Source organism: Glaesserella australis (genome assembly GCF_003260095.1).
Lineage (GTDB): Bacteria > Pseudomonadota > Gammaproteobacteria > Enterobacterales > Pasteurellaceae > Glaesserella > Glaesserella australis.
In genome coordinates, this window is record NZ_PTPX01000012.1 from 1 (window position 1) to 21,064 (window position 21,064).

Here is a 21,064-nt window from a genome sequence, read left to right on the forward strand (position 1 = left end):
AAAAAGAACGACGCACTGTAATCTTAACTGCTTCACAACAGTGCGTCGTTGTGTGGTGCGCATTATAGAGATTTTAGAAATACGTGCAAGTGTTTTTTGTAAAAAATTTGAAAATTCTTTCCGCTTGTTGAAAAACAATTCAATCCGAACGATTTTATATCTACAAGCGGTTAGTTTTTACCGACTTTATACAAACCACAGCTTAGGATTATATTATGCAACTACAACTATATTATTTTCTAAAGCAGATAACTGGCTACTTAATGTTGCAAAATGAATTGGTGCTGCGCCTGATTTATCATCATAATAAAGTTTCCCATCTGTTAAGGTGATAAAATCTAAGGCGTTACTTCCTGCTGAAATTGCACTAAATACTTCCTGTGAAAGTTCAATTTTATCTTCAGCAGTTAAATCAATAGTATCGATTTTGCCATTCAATGCACTATTGAAGACAAAAGTATCAGCACCATCTCCCCCCACTAAGATATCTGCACCAAACCCTCCAATGAGTTTGTCATCACCAGCACCACCAGTTAATGTATTCCCTATATTGTTTGCAACTAATTTGTTATTTAATGCATTACCTGTAGCTTCTGTTGCAGAAGTACCTATTAAGATAACATTTTCAACGTGTTCGGCTTTTTCTAAGCTTATATCCGCTAAGCTATATATCGTATCGTTACCTTCATCGGCTAGTTCTAATACTGCATCTGTTGCTTCATCTAACACAAAAACATCATCACCTAGTCCGCCAACTAAGATATCCGCACCTAAACCACCATCAAGGTAGTCATCACCTGCGCCACCGTCAATCGTATCATTACCGGCACCGCCATAAATATTATTATCCGCTACGTTACCCGTTAATTTATCATCATAAGCAGAACCAACAAGATTCTCGATCTGGGTACCAAAACCGATAAAGGCTTGACCTTTGGTATATTCGTTAAAAGTGCTTTCTTGACCTACTTGTAAACTATTCCACCAACTACCGCCTCTCACATTAACAACAGCATCATCAGGTAAATCAAAATAATCTTTGACCGTATAGACTTTTTGTTCTTTGACAATCAACGTTTGTTCACGCTCTTCCCCCACATAAATCCATGAACCTGGGGTCAGATTAACATTCACGCCTTTTTCTTCTTTAGATGCATCGAACGTATCTACGCCTGCACCATCCCAAATATAAATATCACCATCTGCTGAGTAAGAGTTGTAGGCTTTAAAACTATAAGTATCATTACCTGCTCGCGCTTCTTTATTTACGCCAAATTGGTGATGTAAATACGCAAGATCGAACACTCGTAATGTTTTCAGGTTGAAATAAAGACCATTATGAACATTATATTTATAAGACATATTAGTAAATTCTAACGTTTCTTCTTTTAGAAACACGTCTTTAAACGTTGGAGAAGAATGCCCCATTCCTAATGTATGCCCAATTTCATGTAGCGCTGTATAGAATGGGAAATTATTTCCTGATGCATTATATGCTTTACCACTATTCCATGCTAAGTTACCCCCAGCCCACGCATAAGCAGCAGAACCTGAAAGACCACCACCAAACTCCCCTACATAAATATTTGTATAAGCTTCTGCTTTTGTACCTACTTCGACAAATTTTACATTAATATATTGTTCAATCTCTTTGTAGGCATTACGTAAGTCTGTTTTAAAATTAGTATGATATTTATCAGGCTCTACAAATGTACCTGCTTTAATCGTCAATTCAGCTGTATTTACACCTTCTGCTAACTCTTCTTCTGTCAAGAAATGATAGGTATAGATTAACGGTGTATCTTTTCCACCTAAATCTGTTTTTACTGCAGAACGCACACCGCCCAATTTTTCAACAAAATAAGGGAAGTTATAGCCTTCCGTAGAATGATCATTATTAATTGCCGCAGGTGGTTGCGATTGGGTAATCACATGATTTCCACTTACAGTTCCTGAGCTAATTATATTCTCAACATCATAAGCTTGAATCTCTTTACCTGTCGAATCTGTTGTAGTTAAAGTTGCAGTTACCTTATTGGTTTTCGCTAAAACAGCTTTATCTACTGCTACCGAGAAGATATTCCCCACTTTCACCGTTGTTTCATAATTCTGATCACCCACTTTAACCACAATTTTATCGCCAACTTTTACCGTTACATCGTCAGAAGAAGTCACAGTACCACTAATTTCAACAGTGTTTTCCGGTTGATAATTAACTTTATATTTCGTGTCTGCCGTTTTTTCTACATACGGACTTTCTAGGGTAACACTTTTCAGTTCTGGTGTTCTAACAAAGTTAGTTCTCCGTAACTCATACGAACCATCTGCTTTAGTATCAAGGACATATAAATGATTGTGAATATCTTGATTAGTAATATTCCCTGTTGCCACAGAAAAACTAAATGACACATCTTTACTATTTAATGTCTCTAATTCACTACTCGGTATATCAATAAAGAACTGTTTATCATGGAAACCTGCTTTATAGGTTTTATCGCCTATTTGCACATTAATTTGGTGTAAACGTTTTTGATTTATCCCTAAATTATAAGGATCACTATCAGCAAACTCTACAGAGCCTTTAATACGCACAAGCGGATCGATATCACCCACATTAAAGCTAAAATCATCAATCTTAGTAATATCGATCTGCAATGGTTCTGGTTTTGTGTACGTTTCACTGTCTGTTGCCGTTGCGCTATTTTCTGCATTATCTTTCGTAGTGACCGTTGCTTTAACAATATTGTAGTTTGCTTTTAACAAGTCCACCGTTTTGAAATCAACACTAAAACCGCCATTTTTAACTGTCGTTACCATGTCAACCCATTGCGTACCTGAACAAGTTGCACAACCGCAAGAAACAACAACTTCATCACCTTCACTTGCACCTTCAACAGTTCCTGTAACTGTGGTGAACTCATTTTTTGATTCTGTAGTAGAAATATGATTATCGCCGGCAATTGGGTTTAAATTGATCTTTGGCGTAGGAGCATCTAGATCAATCTCATACGAATGTGTCGTTTCTCCCGTTAAATTTTGTGGTGTTGTTACTGTCGCAGATAATTCGCGATTTTTTGCCAATAACTCACCGCTTACAGAAAAACTAAATTTGCCATCAGTCACAACTGCATCAAAGGTTTTATCACCAATAACTAAACGTACAGTCGAGCCATTTGGAGAATCTGTCGCACTTCCTTGTACAGTTAACATCTGTGCTGATTCATTAATATTTATTGTGTTATCCGATGTAATCTGATCAATCGTGACCTTCGGTATATATTTCACTTTATCAAGGGTATAAGGTTTTGTTGCTGTTGCACTCGCCGAATTACCTACATCATCTTCTGTTGTTAAAGACGCTGTAATCTCTTGATGAACGACTAAGGTTTTAGTATCAACATCAGCACTAAACTTGCCATCTTTCACAATCGCTTCAAATGTTGCATCACCAATCGTCAGCACTACTTTATCGCCATCTTTCGCATTTTCCACGGAACCAGATACTGTCGTTGTCGCAACCTGTGCTTCTAATAAATCAATGATGTCGTCTGTTGCAATTGGATCGAAAGAAATAACCACATTAGGTGCCTGAACATCTACTTGATAAAGATGAGTAACAGTATCAGAACTCACACCTTCAGATGTCGTGACAACCGCTTCAATCTGTGTATTTTTAGCTAATAAGTCACCGCTTACAGGAAGAGTAAATTTCCCAGCCACAACTTGTGTCGTAAATTTCTGACCACCAATCAAGATCGTTACAATCGAACCATCTAATGCATTTTCAACGGTACCTGTTAAATCTACATTTCCCTGAGATTCAGCAATATTAATAATATTATCAGTGGTCACTACATCCAATGTTAAGGTTGGTTTTACTGGTTCTACAGGCGTTACTGGTTGAACTGGAGCTACTGGCTCAACTGGGGTTACTGGCTCAACTGGAGTTACTGGCTCAACCGGGGCTACTGGCTCAACTGGAGCTACTGGCTCAGATGATGCTGAAGTACCTTTCCCACCTTTACTATGACCTATAACACTAATACCTGCGGCCGCTAATGCAACTGAACCTACTGCAATACCTGCAAGTTTAGCTGTACTTAATGTCGTCTCAATACTCGTTGCTGCTGTAGACAACTCAGCTGCAGCAACAGCACTTTCCGCAGTAGCAAAAGAAGCATTGTTATCTGCCAAATACTGTGCATTTTCAATAGGGAAATGTGTTGTATACTCTTGAAGGATCAAGCTTGGCTGTTCTGCATCTTCAATAAAAACTTCTAAATCATTGCCCTTCGTTTTTGCTTTTACATTCGAAATCAGCTTACCATTCTCATCAAGAATTTGATATTTAGTGCTAGTATCTGCTAGCTTAACCGTTGTTTTCCCTTTACTGATAATGATATTTTCTGTCTTACCATGACCCGTAATACGTAATGTTATTGTTTTCATAAAAATACTCTTTAACATAAAAAATTGCTCTAGGATAATCTGAAAAAGACTAAAAAGAAATCATATAAAACTAACTATTTGTTATAATTTTATAAAGATATGTATATCACGATTTACAGATAGAAACAGTAAACGATAAAACTACTATACTCAGGAGAATTAAGATGCTTACAACACACTATATAGGCTTAGGCGTGGCTGGCAATTTCGCAGGACATTTAGAACAAGCTGGCGAAGCGGCTGATTTTGTTAAAGTTCAAACGACAGAAGCTATTCAGCCTAAAGCGATTTTCCCTTTTTACGTTCCTAGTAAAAATTTAGCTGAATCCGACCGCTTTCTTGCCAATTATCCCCTTTCCCATGACACCATCAACTTTCCCCAAGATGCCGACAATTTACAGATTGAACCTGAAGTTGCTTTAATTTGTGAAATTGAATACCAAAACAATAAAGTTGTTGCGTTAAAACCAACCCACTTTGCAGCTTATAACGACTGCTCAATCCGCCGTCCAAACGCTCGCAAAATCTGTGAAAAGAAAAACTGGGGAGCCAATTCAAAAGGCATTTCCGCCACCCAAATCGCCCTTGATAAATTTGAACAAGGCGGAAATTTAGACCGTTATCACATCGCTTGTTTCCACAAACGAAACGGCAAACTCACCGAATACGGCATTGACAGCCCAACGGTCGGCTACAGTTATTTCCACCAAAAACTTTTAGATTGGATCATCGACCGCATGAACAATCAGCCCGATCAAGATCCGATGAACGACATCGCCGATCTTCTCGCTCAAGCAAATTATCCAAACAAAGCGATCATCAGTATCGGCGCAACTCGCTATACCGAATTTGGCGAACATAATTTCTTGCAAGTGGGCGATACCAGTATCGTGGTCGTTTACGATGCTACACAGCACACTCATCAACAAATTACCGAAATGGCAGAGAAAGAACAATTTGCAGAAGGGATTTCCGCATTGATACAAGCGGTCAGATAATCGGAATTTTTTGCAAATTTTTCGACACAGATCGAAAAAATCGATCTTCAATCAGATTTTTACGCTCACTTTTCGTATAGTTGCCACAATTTTCTTATATTGGGAGAAAATATGTGGCGATTTGTTTTTCTATTTTTAAGTTCATCTGCACTGGCTCAGCCGTTAAATTTGATGTTGTTGGAGCAGTATAAAGACCAAGATGTCACTGGTTGGGTGATGAGTGAGAAGCTTGATGGTGTACGTGGTTTCTGGAATGGTCAGCAACTGATTAGCCGTCAAGGTTATCCATTTTTGCCACCTGATTATTTTGTTAAAGGTTTTCCGCCTTTTTCGATAGATGGTGAGCTGTTTAGCGAACGGGGGAAGTTTGAAGAAATTTCCGCAACCGTACGTTCTGCTTCGCCAAAAGGTTGGTATAAGTTGAAACTGTATGTATTTGATGTCCCCGATGCAAAAGGCGATCTGTTTGAACGGTTGTCTGTTTTAAAAGCATATTTAGCTCAACATCCAACGCCTTATATTGAGATTATTGAGCAAATTCCCGTTAAAGATAAAGCCCATCTCACTCAATTTTTTGAACAGGTGCAACAACTGGGTGGTGAAGGTGTGGTGGTACGAAATCCTCACTCGCCTTATATTCACGGGCGTTCTGCCCAAATTTTAAAGTTAAAAACCGTACTTGATGAAGAGTGTACCGTTGTTGCACACCATAAAGGCAAGGGGAAATATGCCGATAAGCTCGGTGCGGTGACTTGCGAAAATCACCGTGGACGTTTTCGTATTGGTTCAGGTTTTTCCGATAAAGAGCGGGAAAATCCTCCAGCAATAGGCACGCTGATTAGCTATAAATATAGGGGTTTAACCGAAAGCGGTAAGCCACGTTTTGCAACTTATTGTAGAATAAGAACAGATAAATAGCATCTCCATTTACAAAAAATCACGCAAATCTCACCGCTTGTAGTAGAATAGCGTCCTTTTAAAAAATAGATGAAGGAATATATATGGATTATCCAATTTGCCCTGCTTGTAAAGGCGAAAATACTTACCACGACTCAATTCAATTTGTTTGCCCTGATTGTGGAAACGAGTGGACAGGTAACGAAGTTGAAGTCGATGAAGATCAACTTATCGTGAAAGATAGCAATGGGAACTTATTAGCTGATGGTGATGATGTTATCTTAATCAAAGATTTAAAACTGAAAGGTTCATCAGAAGTATTAAAGAAAGGTACGAAATATAAAGGTATCCGTTTAGTTGCGGGCGATCATAATGTCGATTGTGGCAAGCTTTTACTGAAATCAGAATTTCTGAAAAAGGCATAAATAAAAGGGAGAAAGCAATTTCTCCCTTTTTTATCACCCTACGGCACAATCACCGTAAAGACATAGGCCGCCAAGTTCACTAATAAAACCACGCCATAAAGCATATTAGATTTGCCATGATTGAGTGAGACCATCACCGTAAATGCGGCTAAAGCCAACAAAATCATCGACTTCCAATCTAGCCCCAAAACCACATTAATATCATAGATTAAACAGACGATAACAACCGCGGGGATTGTTAAGCCTATACTTGCTAAAGCTGAACCTAATGCCAAATTCACGCTAGTTTGCAAGCGGTTGCGACTCGCTGCAGTGAGTGCAGCTAAACCTTCAGGCATTAATACCACTGCAGCTATGATCACCCCGACTAACGATAAAGGCGCGCCTGCTCCCACCACCATGGCTTCAATAGCGGGGGATAACCCTTTCGCTAACATAACCACAATGCCTAAACAGATCACTAACAGCAATAAGCTAATGAGAGCAACTTTGGTTGATGGTGGCTCTGCATGATGGTTTGGATCGTCATCGTCGGCTAAAAAGTAGTCTCGGTGACGCACAGTTTGCATCAAAATAAAAGAGAAATAGAGTACCAAGGCGGCAACTGCCACAAAGATAAGCTGTGAATCGGTATAAGTACCCGCTTCAGAACTTGTCGTAAAATTAGGCAAAATCATGGTTAACACCAAGATAGACATCAAGGTAACTAATGCGGTGCTTAATGATTTCTTATGGAAGAATTGTACCTTATGCTTAATACCTCCAATCAATAAACATCCCCCCAAGATCCCTGTCAAAATCAGCATGATCGCCGCAAATACTGTATCTCTTGCTAAATAAGCCGCATTTTCGCCCCCAGCGATCATTAATGACACAATCAACGCCACTTCAATAATGGTAATAGCTAAGGCAAGAATAATGGTTCCGAACGGTTCGCCCACTTTGTGAGCCACCACTTCGGCGTGGTGAACCGCTGAAAGCACGCTACCAATCAGCAAAGCACCGCCCCCTATTTGAAGCCAAACATTATCCTTTACGCCAACAAAGTAGATCGCCCACGCCACAAGCGGTAAGATCACCGACCAAATTGGCAAAGGGGAATGGGAATGTGTCGCCATAATTTCATCTCCTTATTTCCAGTTTAACAATCTTGCTCTTTCGCACTCATAATCTCGATAATTTGTCTGTCCATATAGACCATACTTTTGGTGGCAATCGCACATAAATTGTTGATCGATTTATCCACACTATGCTCAACAATGCCTTCGTTGCCAGTCACTCGGCTGTTGTCCAACGCCATTAATACCGCTTTATAGGCAGACGACACCCCTGTAGAGACTTTCATCGCACAGCTGTTTGCCGCCCCGTCACACAGCACGCCACTGATGTCGCCAATCATACTGCAAATCGCCATACTGATCGCATTAAAATTACCCTTGAGCAGATACGCCATACCTGCCGCACTGCCCATTGCCGCCGTGGTTACCGCACAAAGAGCCGACAGTTTCGGTAATTTGCTGTGAATATAAATGGCAATGGTATGCGACAAAAACAAGGCACGGATAAGCTGTTCATCGTCCGCATTGACAAAGCGAGCCACAATCACGGACGGCATTGTCGCCGCAATCCCCTGATTGCCCGAGCCTGAATTGCTCATCGCAGGCAACAACGCCCCGCCCATTCGAGCGTCAGACGCTGCAGTGGTTTCAATCACAATGCGAGAGAGCAGATCGTCCGACATCAAGCCCATTTCAATCTGTTTCTTCAAAGTTCGCCCGATATGCAAACCATACTCTTTCTCCAACCCTTCTTTTGATAAGGCAGAATTGAGCTTCGCCGCTTCCGCAATAAACGCAATTCGCTCAAGGGGAGCTTCCATTGCAAACTGATAAATCTGTTGTGCGGAAAGGGAATGGAAGAATTGGTAATCATCGTGGCTTTCCGTTGCTATCGCTTGTTGTTGGAACAACACTTCGCCGTTTTTCTCAATCAACACCACATTGGTATGGCTGTCTTGAATACAAACCTTAACCCAGCCACTTTCGCCCAACAACAAGGCTTCCGAATAGAGCGGATAATCCACATTGGCGATATCCACGCTCACCTGATTTGCCGCCAACATCGCTTTGGCTCTTGCCACATCATCGGGCTGAATATGCTTTAACACTTCCAAACCAGCCGAGCCATCGCCCGCAATCGCCCCCACCGCAGCGGCAATCGGTAAGCCGACCATTCCTGTTCCCGGCACCGTTACGCCCATACCGTTTTTCATCAAATTCGGCGACACTTTCGCTTGAATTTGCACAGGCTCACAGCCCAAATGCGACTTCGCAATCGCTGAAGCCAACGCCAACGAAATCGGCTCAGTACACCCCAACGCAGGAGCAACATCTTTTCGCACAATGGCGATTAACTGATCAGCAAATTCAAATTTATTCATTCTCTTCTCTCTTTTGCAAAAATTTTCCCTATTCTAACCGCTTGTCGCTTATTGAAAAATAGATTTTTTAATGCTTGCATTAAATTGAATAAAAATGCAAAATAAAAGCATAAATAATCATTTTAAAGCCGTTGATTTTCATCTATAAAAAAGTTTAGCTTGAACGCAAACGGTTGCTTTGATAAACTCAGCCGCCTACTTCCTAAGAAGGCGTGTTACCAAATTCACATTAGGAGTAAAAAATATATGTTCGAACCTGCCATTCTCGTTCTTGCAGACGGTTCTGTTTTCCACGGAAAATCCATTGGTTATCAAGGACATACCATTGGCGAAGTGGTGTTTAATACCGCAATGACGGGCTACCAAGAAATTCTCACCGATCCATCATACACCAACCAAATTGTAACCCTGACTTATCCCCACATTGGCAACACAGGGACGAATGGCGAAGATGAAGAAGCCCACAAAGTGTATGCCGCAGGTTTAATTATTCGTGATCTTCCTTTATTGCATAGCAATTTCCGTTCCAATTCTTCCCTTTCTGACTATCTCGTAAAACATCGCATTGTCGCCATTGCCGATATTGATACTCGCCGTTTAACCCGTATTTTGCGTGATAAAGGCGCTCAAGCAGGCTGTATTTATGTAGGCGATGATGTGGCAAAAGCATTGGAACTTGCCAATAGTTTCGGCTCAATGGCAGGGCAAGATTTAGCCAAAGAAGTCACCTGCAAGGAACTCTATCAATGGACAGAAGGCGAATGGCAATTAGGCAAAGGCTATGTGCCACAAACAAATCCAGAGTTTCACGTTGTCGCTTATGATTTTGGCGTAAAACGCAATATTTTAAGAATGCTTGCCGAACGTGGCTGTCGCATTACCGTTGTCCCTGCTACCACATCAGCAGAAGCGGTGCTTGCTCTAAACCCAGACGGTATTTTCCTTTCCAACGGACCTGGCGACCCAGAGCCTTGCACCTATGCGATTACCGCAATCCAAAAATTATTAGCCACCAAAAAACCGATCTTTGGCATCTGTTTAGGACATCAATTACTAGGCTTAGCAGCAGGCGGAAAAACCAAAAAAATGGCATTCGGACATCACGGTACCAACCACCCTGTGCAAGATTTAGACAGCCAAAAAGTGCTAATCACCAGCCAAAACCACGGTTTTGAAGTGGACGAAGCCAGCCTACCAGCCAACGTGCGTGTGACCCACCGCTCATTATTTGACGGCACGGTGCAAGGCATTGAACTTACCGATCAATCCGCCTTTTCATTCCAAGGCCACCCCGAAGCCAGCCCCGGCCCACACGACGTGGCGTATTTGTTCGACCGTTTTATTGATGAATTAAGAAAGGTGAAGGGATAACAAACGGTAAGATTTTGCGGAAAATTTGCAAAATTTTAGACAAAAGTGACCGCTTGTAAAAATAAATCGTAGGGTGGGTCTTGACCCACCACAAACAAAATCAATTTTTATGGTGGGTCAAGACCCACCCTACAACGTAAAGAGAAAAAATGCGTACCTACCCCTTTAAACTCGTCAATGTCTTTGCCGAACAGCACTTCGGCGGAAATCCCCTTGCGGTGTTTCCCGAAGCGGACAGCTTGACGGACGACGAAATGCAACAGATCGCCAAACAGTTCAATTTAAGCGAAACCGTTTTTGCGTTTTCATCGCAAACTGCGGTGGCGGATTTACGCATTTTCACCCCTGCCTATGAATTGCCACTGGCAGGACACCCAACGCTCGGCTGTGCCTATGTGTTGCAACAGCAACGCCATTTGCCCGAACGCTTTACGCTCAACACCAAAGCGAAAGCGGTCAGATTATGTGGAAAAAATGCCAAAATGGAGCTTGCGATTGATGGCTACTCAATACAGCCAAGCACAGCAACCCACCAGCAACTCGCCAAAGCAACAGGGTTAAGTGAAACAGCCATTGCCGAGACAGCCTACTGGCTAAATAGTGGCTCGCCACAGCTGTTGTTGCAGCTTAACAAAATAACTACCCTTGATGATGTTGCTATTGATATTGCAGCTCTTAGCAGTATTTGTCAGCAAGATGAAGATAGAACTGTGATTTACCTGTGGTGTGAAGAAAATGAGATGATTTTCTCTCGTCTATTTTATGTCACAAACAAAACACTGTTTGAAGATAGCGGCACAGGTTCTGCTGCAGCAAATTTAGGGGCTTATTTCCTTTCACAAGGCAAATTTCCCCTTGCTCGTCAAATTCATCAGGGCGACCAAATGGGCAGACCAAACCGTCTTACGCTAAGATTAGACGATAATCAAACGATCTATGTGGGTGGACAGGTGATTGAAGTTGGCGAAGGGGTGTTTAGATTGCCATAACAGCCGGAGCAATTTTGTTGAAAATTTTATGAAAAGTGGTTGCTTGTAAAAGATAGGAATATATATGGGGCCGATAGATGTTTTCACCTAGCTAAAACACAGATAATTATCAAGTTAAATATACATCAATATATTGATTGAAAAATAGCAACATATACTGCATAAACAAGTAATTATTTATAAAATCCAATATTAGGAGTTAAAAATGAGCAAAAGTGTTTCTGAATTTAATGAACTACGTATTCAATATAATAATAAATGGCTGTCTAATGAACGCTTTCTTTTTGAAAGTGAAAAGGAATTAATTGAAAAATTACATTCTTTAGAGAAAAGGCAAATTATAGACCCTGTAATTATTAACAATGAAATAGATAAGGATATAGAATCAACAAGTATAAGTTATATATTAGAAATGCTTGATTGTCTGCCTTTAAGACCAGATAATGGCTTTGATTTTATTTGGAAAATCCTTGATTCTATATCTGATGCAATGAAAGAAGATTACCAAAAACGAAATGGATTAGAATATAAGGAAGCTAGAATAAAATTGATATATCATGATATAAATAGTGATAGTGAAAGTGAGAAAATATTCAAAAATCTTATATCGGAAATGTCAAAGGCAATTACCTTAACAAGTTGTAAATTTATATCAAAAAGAATTTTTGAACACCATAAATCTTTTAGAAAAAATAACGATCGACAGGCAAAAACATTTGAAGGTAGATTAGTAAATTGCATATCAGATAAACGTTTTATTGAATTATTTTATAGTAAGTTTTTTTCTTCTATAGATAGTAATCATGAAACTAATCCTACTTCAGAATCTTTAAGAGATTCAGCTAGATTATTACAAAAGTTAATACATGGAGAAAAAATAAAATTGGGTGGACATGAATTTTATATAAAGAAAAGAGAGGAGTTTTTTTCTTTAATTATATGTACTCAATATCGTAATGAAAGAGCTCATGGAGATGTTTCACCACCTTTTAGAAGGAGCTCTGCAAAATTAGAAACATTTTCTCTTCCTTATTTTTTAATGATTTACTCCTATTATTCATTAATATTAGTATTATGGAATATGAATAAGAAGCTGTTTGACTTGGAAAGTATAGAGTCGTCAATTAAAAATACAATACAGAATTTTAAAAATATATTCAACTCAAATAAATAATTCCTATCTTATTGAATTTAGAGAAAAAACTATGCCAAAACGTACAGACATAAAAACCATTTTAATCATCGGGGCTGGTCCGATTGTAATCGGGCAGGCGTGTGAGTTTGACTACTCGGGGGCGCAGGCGTGTAAGGCGTTGCGTGAAGAAGGGTATAAGGTGGTGTTGGTGAACTCAAACCCAGCGACCATTATGACCGATCCGAATATGGCGGACGTGACCTATATTGAGCCGATTGAGTGGCGAACGGTGGCGAAAATCATCGAAAAAGAGCGTCCAGATGCGATTTTGCCGACAATGGGCGGACAAACAGCGTTGAATTGTGCGTTGGATCTGTCTCGCAACGGCGTGTTGAAGCAGTTCAATGTTGAGCTGATTGGGGCAACGGAAGATGCGATTGATAAAGCGGAAGACCGTGGGCGTTTTAAACAGGCGATGGAAAAAATCGGCTTGTCTTGCCCGAAATCTTTTATTGCACATACCCTTGAAGAAGCCTTGAAAGCACAGGAAGCGGTGGGCTTTCCGACCCTTATCCGTCCATCCTTTACAATGGGCGGTTCGGGCGGCGGCATTGCCTATAACCGTGATGAATTTTTGGCGATTTGTGAGCGTGGTTTTGAAGCGTCACCAACCCACGAATTGTTGATTGAGCAGTCGGTGCTTGGCTGGAAAGAGTACGAAATGGAAGTGGTGCGTGATAAAGCGGACAACTGCATTATCGTCTGTTCGATTGAGAACTTTGACCCAATGGGCGTGCATACGGGCGATAGTATCACTGTTGCCCCTGCTCAAACACTGACCGATAAAGAGTACCAAATTATGCGTAATGCGTCATTGGCGGTGTTGCGTGAGATCGGGGTGGATACGGGCGGATCGAACGTGCAATTTGCGATCAACCCTGAAAATGGCGAAATGATCGTAATCGAGATGAACCCACGTGTAAGCCGTTCTTCTGCGTTAGCGTCTAAAGCGACAGGTTTCCCGATTGCCAAAGTGGCGGCGAAATTGGCGGTTGGTTATACGCTAAACGAACTGCGTAACGACATTACGGGCGGTTTGATCCCTGCGTCCTTTGAGCCAACGCTTGACTATGTGGTGACCAAAATCCCACGTTTTGCCTTTGAGAAATTTGCCAACGCAGACGACCGCTTGACGACCCAAATGAAATCTGTGGGTGAAGTAATGGCAATGGGCAGAACCTTCCAAGAGAGCTTGCAAAAAGCGTTGCGTGGTTTAGAAACGGGCATTTGCGGTTTCAACTTGCTTTCTGAAGAGCCTGAAAAAATCCGCCGTGAGCTTGCTAACCCGGGCCCGAACCGCATTTTATATGTGGCGGACGCATTCGGGGCAGGTTTTAGCTTAGACGAAGTACACCACTATTCCAAAATCGACCCGTGGTTCTTGGTGCAAATTCAAGATTTGGTGCAAGAAGAGCTTGCCCTTGAGAAGAAACAGTTAAGCGATTTAGACGCAGACGAATTACGCCGTTTAAAACGTAAAGGCTTTGCTGATAAACGTATCGCCCAACTCACCAAAGTGAGCGAAAAAGCGGTGCGTGATTATCGCCACGCCCTGAACATTTTGCCTGTGTATAAACGTGTCGATACCTGTGCGGCGGAGTTTTCGTCTGACACTGCTTACCTTTATTCGACCTATGAAGAAGAGTGCGAAGCGAACCCGTCCGAGCGTAAAAAAGTGATGATTTTAGGCGGCGGTCCGAACCGTATCGGACAAGGGATCGAGTTCGACTACTGCTGTGTTCACGCTTCCCTTGCCTTGCGTGAAGCAGGCTACGAAACCATTATGGTGAACTGTAACCCTGAAACCGTTTCCACCGATTTTGACACATCAGACCGCTTGTATTTTGAGCCATTGACCCTTGAAGATGTGTTGGAAGTGGTGCGTGTTGAAAAACCGTGGGGCGTGATTGTGCATTATGGCGGTCAAACGCCGTTGAAACTGGCAAATGCCTTGCACGAGAACGGCGTGAATATCATCGGTACATCGGCGGACAGCATTGATGCAGCGGAAGACCGTGAGCGTTTCCAACAAATTTTGCACGAACTCAACTTAAAACAGCCAGCGAACCGTACTGCTCGCAACACCCACGAAGCCGTTGCATTGGCAAATGAAGTGGGCTATCCGTTGGTGGTGCGTCCGTCTTATGTGTTGGGCGGACGAGCAATGCAGATCGTCTATAACGATGAAGAATTGAACAAATATATGCGTGAGGCGGTGTCTGTTTCCAACGACAGCCCGATTTTGCTCGACCACTTCTTGAACAATGCGATTGAAGTCGATGTGGATTGCATTTGTGACGGCGAAAACGTAGTAATTGGTGGCATTATGCAACACGTTGAACAGGCAGGGATCCACAGTGGCGACTCGGCGTGTTCCTTACCAGCCTACTCGTTAAGCGGTGAGATCCTTGATGAAATTCGCAGACAAACCAAAGAAATGGCGTTTGCTCTTGGCGTGAAAGGCTTGATGAACGTCCAATTTGCCGTACAAAATGATGTGGTTTATGTGCTTGAAGTTAATCCACGAGCTAGCCGTACTGTGCCGTTTGTCAGCAAAGCGACAGGACAACCGTTAGCGAAAATCGCTGCTCGAGTAATGGCAGGGGAAAGTTTGGCGGAACTCAACGCCCTTGAAGAAGTGATCCCACATAAATACTTCGTAAAAGAAGCGGTGTTCCCATTCATCAAATTCCCGGGTGTAGATACCATTTTAGGCCCTGAAATGCGTTCCACAGGGGAAGTGATGGGCGTGGGCGAAACCTTTGCCGAAGCGTTCTTCAAAGCACAATTAGGGGCAGGCGAACGCATTCCAAGAACCGGCAAAGTGTTCTTGTCGGTGGACAACAACGACAAATCACGTTTGTTAGATGTGGCAAAACGCTTGCAAGAACAAGGCTACGGCTTATGTGCAACGCTCGGTACAGCGAAATTCCTGCGTGAAAACGGCGTGGCGGCTCAAATCGTCAATAAAGTGCGTGAAGGCAGACCGCATATTGTCGATGCGATCAAAAACGGCGAAATCGCAATGGTGATCAACACCGTAAACGGCGAACCGGAAGTCATCGCCGACAGCCACTCAATCCGCCGAACCGCCTTGCAACAACGTGTCCCTGTTTACACCACTATTGCTGGTGCTGATGCCATTTCTTATGCGGTGGCACATATCAACGAGTTTGGGGTTTATTCAGTGCAGGAGTTACATCAGTAATAATGCTAGAACGTAAATGGAAGGGAAACCTTCCATTTACATATAATCTTCTTTTATGAAAATGCTTTTTGTCTGACGATCTCAAATAAGCATACGCCCGTTGCGACAGATACATTAAGAGATGAAACTGAACCCGCCATCGGAATACTCACTAATTGATCGCAATGTTCACGGGTTAAGCGACGCATTCCCTCACCTTCTGCTCCCATTACTAATGCTATGGAGCCTGTCAGTTTTACTTGATATAAATTTTCGGTAGCTTCACCAGCAGTGCCGATAATCCAAATGTTTCGCTCTTGTAGCTCACGCATTGTGCGGGCTAAATTGGTCACTCGGATTAATGGCACAGTTTCTGCCGCACCACAAGCCACTTTGCGAGCCGTTGAAGTCAGCTGTGCTGATTTGTCTTTTGGTACAATTACTGCATCAACCCCAGCCGCATCAGCGGTACGCAAACAAGCCCCTAAATTATGTGGATCGGTAACACCGTCTAAAATCAGCAAAAACGGGTTAGTTTTGTTGGCTAAGATCTGATCGAGATCTGCTTCGTTTAGCTCTTTGGCAGGGATTACTTTGGCAATAATCCCTTGATGTACTTCGCCTTGTGCCTTATTGTCTAAGGTTTGGCGGTTTACCTGTTGCACCCGAATGCCAAGACCTTGTAATTCGTCTAGCAGTGGGGTGAGACGTTTATCTTCACGTCCTTTTAATGCAAACACCTCGATTAATCGTTCAGGTGCGACAGCTAAAAAGGATTTCACGGCGTGAATACCGTAGATTTGTTCGCTCATAATGTAAGATATTGGTTTAACTATGTTTATTTAAATTTTATCAGTTCCCCCCTTTTTCAAAGGGGGAAATGTTCTTTGAATGCAAAATATATGTGGATTTTGACCGCTTGTAGCCCTCTCTCTGCAAAAAATTGCCTTACGCAATTTTTCGCTGTCTCTCTCCCGCAAGCGGGAGAGAGTAAAACTAATGCTCTCTCGTTTTAAAGAACGCCACATCAGGATAACGCTCTTGAGCTAAATTCAGGTTTACCATTGTCGGTGCGATATAGGTGAGATTATCTCCGCCGTCTAGGGCTAAGTTTTGCTCATTTTTGCGTTTAAATTCTTCAAATTTTTTCGCATCGCTACATTCAACCCAACGGGCTGTGGCAACGTTTACAGTTTCGTAAATCGCTTCCACGTTATATTCAGTCTTTAAGCGAGAAACAACCACATCAAACTGTAACACACCGACTGCTCCCACGATTAAATCGTTGTTCATCAATGGGCGGAATACTTGCACAGCACCTTCTTCAGAGAGTTGCACCAAGCCTTTGAGTAGCTGTTTCTGTTTGAGCGGATCTTTCAAACGAATACGGCGGAACAGCTCAGGGGCGAAGTTCGGGATCCCTGTGAATTTCAAGTTTTCGCCTTGAGTAAAGGTATCGCCGATTTGGATCGTGCCGTGATTGTGCAAGCCGATAATATCGCCCGCGTAAGCCTCTTCGGCGTGAGAGCGGTCGCCTGCCATAAAGGTTAAGGCATCGGAAATAATCACGTCTTTACCGATACGCACGTGTTTGAGCTTCATTCCTTTTTCATATTTGCCCGATACCACTCGCATAAAGGCAACGCGGTCGCGGTGTTTGGGATCCATATTCGCTTGAATTTTAAACACAAAACCGCTGAACTTTTCTTCGTTGGCTTCCACTTTGCGTAAATCCGCTTCACGAGCTTGTGGGGCTGGCGCCCATTCGGTTAAGCCGTCTAAGAAGTGATCGACACCAAAGTTACCCAACGCCGTTCCGAAGAAAACAGGGGTTAATTCGCCGTTTAGGAAAGCCTCAAGTTCAAACTCGTGGCTTGCGCCTTGCACCAGTTCCAACTCATCACGCAACTGTTGAGCCAAATCATCGCCTACAGCAGCGTCCAGTTCAGGATTGTTCAAGCCTTTGACAATTCGCACCTCTTGAATGGTATGCCCTTGTCCTGTTTGATAAAGATAGGTTTCATCTTTATAAAGATGATAAACGCCTTTGAACAGCTTACCACAGCCGATAGGCCAAGTGATCGGTGCACAGTTGATCTTCAACACGTTTTCCACTTCGTCCAACAGTTCCATCGGATCACGAATATCACGGTCGAGTTTGTTCATAAAAGTCAAAATTGGCGTATCACGTAAGCGGGTGACTTCCATCAATTTAATGGTACGTTCCTCAACCCCTTTGGCACTGTCGATCACCATCAAACAGCTATCCACCGCCGTTAATGTGCGGTACGTATCTTCCGAGAAGTCTTCGTGTCCCGGCGTGTCGAGTAGATTGACCAAGCAATCGTTGTAAGGGAATTGCATCACGGACGTGGTAATCGAAATCCCACGCTGTTTTTCCATCTCCATCCAGTCCGATTTAGCGTGAGCTTGCGAGCCTTTGCCTTTGACCGAGCCTGCGGTTTGAATGGCGTTGCCGTAAAGCAACACTTTTTCGGTAATCGTGGTTTTACCTGCGTCAGGGTGGGAAATAATCGCAAAGGTTCTGCGTTTATTCACTTCTTGGGGGTAGTTGTTTAATGACATTCTGTTCTCTTCATTTATCTAATCTGAAATAAAAAACTCGCTATTTTCCCTGATTATCGGGGTATTTGCAAAATTTTCACAAAAAAAGACCGCTTGTTGATATTAGCAAGCGGTTCTTTCGGATGTTAGGCTATTTATTATCTCGATCATCAACACCGATCAACAAATAATTCCCATCAATATCCGCTAAACTACGAAAGCCGATATTAAATATCTCGCAAGCCTTGTTACGATTAATCGGACGATAATCGAAATTATCGTGATGGTGACCGTGGAAAATTTTCCGAGCCCCCATTTTACGAGCAAGTTGATTAATGACCGCAAAGCCTTGTGGGTGTGGTCGTGGGGCTTCGTGGGTAATCAAAATATCCGCTTTTTGTGTTTCAAGCCCTTCAACATCAGAAGGAAAAATCGATGTGCGATGACGCAACGGCACACCACCTCGCCAAATTTTCTCTTGTGGGGCATATTGACAATAATGAATCGGATCAAAAAACATCGGGCGGTGTGGCGGCATCCAAATATGCCCACGAAAAACGCCACCTAGCCCTGCAATTTTTGTGCCTTGAATATTAACAACTCTTCCATGAATGTTACGTTCTTTCCACTCACTTCCCCAAATGGCATCAAAGGCAGCGACAGTTTTACTGTCGTGGTTACCATGAATAAACCAAATATCGCAGTGTTGGGCTAATTTATCCAACTCTGCGGTGGTGGTAAGTTGCAAATCCCCCAAAATGACTAAAGCAACATTTTTCTGTTCTTTAATAAAGGGATAAAGATGGGCGTAGCTCCCATGTGGGTCACCCGCAAAAAGTATCATTCGTTTTTCTCGTGATTAGTTTTATTCGTTAACTCAAACTCTTCATTAAGTATCGCTTCAACAACTTCTTTAGTTTGGTTATAGCGATCTAAATAGCTAGGCGATTCAATTTCAATATAAGGTACATTGTATTTATCGAGTAATTTTTTCAATAATTGTTGGAAACGCTGACGTTGTTTTTGTGAACCTAAGCTCCGTAATCCATCATCAACCCATTTTGTATTATTTGAAAGTAAAATCGTTACATCAAAAGGATATTCTTTGATCATCGAATCTAAGAATGGATGTGGTTTACCTTCATATTGAATACAGAATGCTTGAGTGGTGATGTAGTCAGTATCAATAATCGCCACTTTGTGAGCGTGCTTCATTGCATAATCCACATAACGTTTATGCCCTAGCGCCATTTGTGGATAATCTGAATATTGCATCGCTTGTTCATCACCGCCAAGTTGTTCAAACACAAACTCACGTCCATATTCCCAAGCAGATGTTGTGTTAAATACATTAGCTAGTTTACTTACTAGCATTGTTTTTCCACTACTCTCCCCACCTAAAATCGCAATGGTTTTAACGAAGAAAGGACGAACTTCCTTCGGAATAAACCGCCAATATTGGAACGGATTATTACGAATTTTAGTTGCAGAAACATTAAAGGAATTACGCTCAGGATCAACCAAATGTACTTCTAAATTTAGGTATTTTTCATAAGGCTCTTTGTCCTGAACTTCGCTACTAAAGACTAACGTCGGCTGAATATGTTTTTCTGCAAATAGCTCTTTCACCCGAGTTGCCCAGCCTTCCCAACCATTTGGATAGCTCGGAATACCATCTTCGACTAAATGATGAATAAAAATCTGTTTTTGTTGATATTTAAAAATCTGCTGCATCCAACGCAAACGATCTTCATTAGTTGGCATTCGCTTCATTTTGCTGTCGCGGAAAAGTTGTAAGTCACGTTCAGTATCGGTACAAACAATCACGTGTAGCATATCAACTTTACTAAACGCTTCGTAGATCATATTAATATGACCCGTATGTACAGGATAAAACTTACCAAAAATGACACCAACACGTTGGTTATTTTCTTCAACAATGCTCAGTACTTTATGTAGTGCTTTTAGCTTTGTAGCACTTGGATTTTTAATTTTTCCTGAGACTAATTGATTAAAATAAGCCCTAGTCACACCGGCTTGTCCACATACATCATTTACTTTTAATTTAAGCTGTTTACGTTTTTGTTGAAGGTAAGCAAAATCAGTCATAAGTTTATCCTCGCATGAATGACAGAATGATAGGCGAAATCTGACTTTTTGTCATTTAAAAATGTATAGTCAAGCGGTGAGATTTACACAAAAATTTGCAAAATTATGTATAAAGACTTTCTACTTTTACTAGGAAAGGTATAATCGCTAGCTTTTAGAATATGATACGGCGGAAAAATGGCTTTATTGATCACTCACAAATGTACTAATTGCGATATGTGCGAACCCGAATGCCCAAATCAAGCGATCTCAATGGGTGATGAAATCTATGTTATCGATCCCGATCTTTGTACTGAATGTGTAGGTCATTACGAAACACCAACTTGCCAAAAAGTTTGCCCGATCAACAATTGTATTATTACCGATCCTGAACACATTGAAACCAATGAGCAACTTTGGGAACGCTTTGTGTTGATTCACCATGCAGATAAGCTATAGC

15 protein-coding genes are annotated in these 21,064 nt (G+C 41.8%); 8 read left to right on the forward strand and 7 right to left on the reverse strand.

The window, feature by feature from the left end:
* Positions 1 to 213: 213 nt before the first annotated feature.
* Complete coding sequence (locus C5N92_RS05640; RefSeq protein ID WP_181015875.1) at positions 214 to 4,449, reverse strand: Ig-like domain-containing protein; 4,236 nt, start codon at positions 4,447 to 4,449, stop codon at positions 214 to 216.
* A gap of 164 nt (positions 4,450 to 4,613) precedes the next feature.
* Here C5N92_RS05640 and C5N92_RS05645 point away from each other — a divergent pair, with 164 nt between their 5' ends.
* The 3 genes from C5N92_RS05645 (at position 4,614) to C5N92_RS05655 (ending at position 6,769) form a co-directional block, all read left to right on the forward strand.
* A complete protein-coding gene (locus C5N92_RS05645; protein ID WP_111749881.1) occupies positions 4,614 to 5,447 on the forward strand; it encodes a DUF5718 family protein in 834 nt (277 codons plus the stop codon).
* Between the two features lie 111 nt (positions 5,448 to 5,558).
* Complete coding sequence (locus C5N92_RS05650) at positions 5,559 to 6,365, forward strand: DNA ligase (protein ID WP_111749882.1); 807 nt, start codon at positions 5,559 to 5,561, stop codon at positions 6,363 to 6,365.
* Between the two features lie 83 nt (positions 6,366 to 6,448).
* Positions 6,449 to 6,769 (forward strand): zinc ribbon domain-containing protein YjdM, encoded by a 321-nt coding sequence (locus C5N92_RS05655; RefSeq protein WP_111749883.1) that lies wholly within the window; start codon positions 6,449 to 6,451, stop codon positions 6,767 to 6,769.
* A gap of 38 nt (positions 6,770 to 6,807) precedes the next feature.
* Here the strand turns inward: C5N92_RS05655 and C5N92_RS05660 are convergent, their stop codons facing one another.
* Both C5N92_RS05660 and C5N92_RS05665 read right to left on the reverse strand, forming a co-directional pair.
* Entirely contained in the window at positions 6,808 to 7,887 is a 1,080-nt protein-coding gene (locus C5N92_RS05660) for a calcium:cation antiporter (protein ID WP_111749884.1), read from the reverse strand.
* A 23-nt stretch (positions 7,888 to 7,910) separates the two neighbouring features.
* Positions 7,911 to 9,209, reverse strand: coding sequence for an L-cysteine desulfidase family protein (locus C5N92_RS05665; protein ID WP_111749885.1), 1,299 nt, complete (start codon positions 9,207 to 9,209; stop codon positions 7,911 to 7,913).
* A gap of 246 nt (positions 9,210 to 9,455) precedes the next feature.
* On the opposite strand from C5N92_RS05665, the gene carA reads away from it, so the two are divergent.
* The 4 genes from carA to carB all read left to right on the forward strand — a co-directional run bounded on the left by carA (position 9,456) and on the right by carB (position 15,972).
* Entirely contained in the window at positions 9,456 to 10,580 is a 1,125-nt protein-coding gene (carA, locus tag C5N92_RS05670) for a glutamine-hydrolyzing carbamoyl-phosphate synthase small subunit (RefSeq protein ID WP_111749886.1), read from the forward strand.
* Between the two features lie 149 nt (positions 10,581 to 10,729).
* Positions 10,730 to 11,569: a PhzF family phenazine biosynthesis protein gene (locus C5N92_RS05675; protein WP_111749887.1), complete on the forward strand. Its 840-nt coding sequence runs from the start codon at positions 10,730 to 10,732 to the stop codon at positions 11,567 to 11,569.
* Between the two features lie 205 nt (positions 11,570 to 11,774).
* Positions 11,775 to 12,743: a hypothetical protein gene (locus tag C5N92_RS05680; protein WP_111749888.1), complete on the forward strand. Its 969-nt coding sequence runs from the start codon at positions 11,775 to 11,777 to the stop codon at positions 12,741 to 12,743.
* A 31-nt stretch (positions 12,744 to 12,774) separates the two neighbouring features.
* Positions 12,775 to 15,972, forward strand: a complete 3,198-nt coding sequence (carB, locus tag C5N92_RS05685) for a carbamoyl-phosphate synthase large subunit (RefSeq protein WP_111749889.1) — start codon at positions 12,775 to 12,777, stop codon at positions 15,970 to 15,972.
* Between the two features lie 53 nt (positions 15,973 to 16,025).
* Here the strand turns inward: carB and rlmB are convergent, their stop codons facing one another.
* The 4 genes from rlmB to nadR all read right to left on the reverse strand — a co-directional run bounded on the left by rlmB (position 16,026) and on the right by nadR (position 20,625).
* Positions 16,026 to 16,763: a 23S rRNA (guanosine(2251)-2'-O)-methyltransferase RlmB gene (rlmB, locus tag C5N92_RS05690; RefSeq protein ID WP_111749890.1), complete on the reverse strand. Its 738-nt coding sequence runs from the start codon at positions 16,761 to 16,763 to the stop codon at positions 16,026 to 16,028.
* 184 nt (positions 16,764 to 16,947) lie between these two features.
* Positions 16,948 to 18,537 carry a peptide chain release factor 3 gene (gene prfC, locus C5N92_RS05695; RefSeq protein ID WP_111749891.1) on the reverse strand — a complete coding sequence of 530 codons (1,590 nt, stop codon included), beginning with the start codon at positions 18,535 to 18,537 and terminating at the stop codon, positions 16,948 to 16,950.
* Positions 18,538 to 18,667: 130 nt separating this feature from the next.
* Positions 18,668 to 19,360: a metallophosphoesterase family protein gene (locus C5N92_RS05700; protein ID WP_111749892.1), complete on the reverse strand. Its 693-nt coding sequence runs from the start codon at positions 19,358 to 19,360 to the stop codon at positions 18,668 to 18,670.
* Positions 19,357 to 20,625, reverse strand: coding sequence for a multifunctional transcriptional regulator/nicotinamide-nucleotide adenylyltransferase/ribosylnicotinamide kinase NadR (nadR, locus tag C5N92_RS05705; RefSeq protein WP_111749893.1), 1,269 nt, complete (start codon positions 20,623 to 20,625; stop codon positions 19,357 to 19,359). The genes C5N92_RS05700 and nadR overlap by 4 nt, the downstream gene beginning before the upstream one ends.
* A 177-nt stretch (positions 20,626 to 20,802) precedes the next feature.
* On the opposite strand from nadR, the gene C5N92_RS05710 reads away from it, so the two are divergent.
* Entirely contained in the window at positions 20,803 to 21,063 is a 261-nt protein-coding gene (locus C5N92_RS05710; RefSeq protein ID WP_111749894.1) for a YfhL family 4Fe-4S dicluster ferredoxin, read from the forward strand.
* Position 21,064 lies beyond the last annotated feature (1 nt).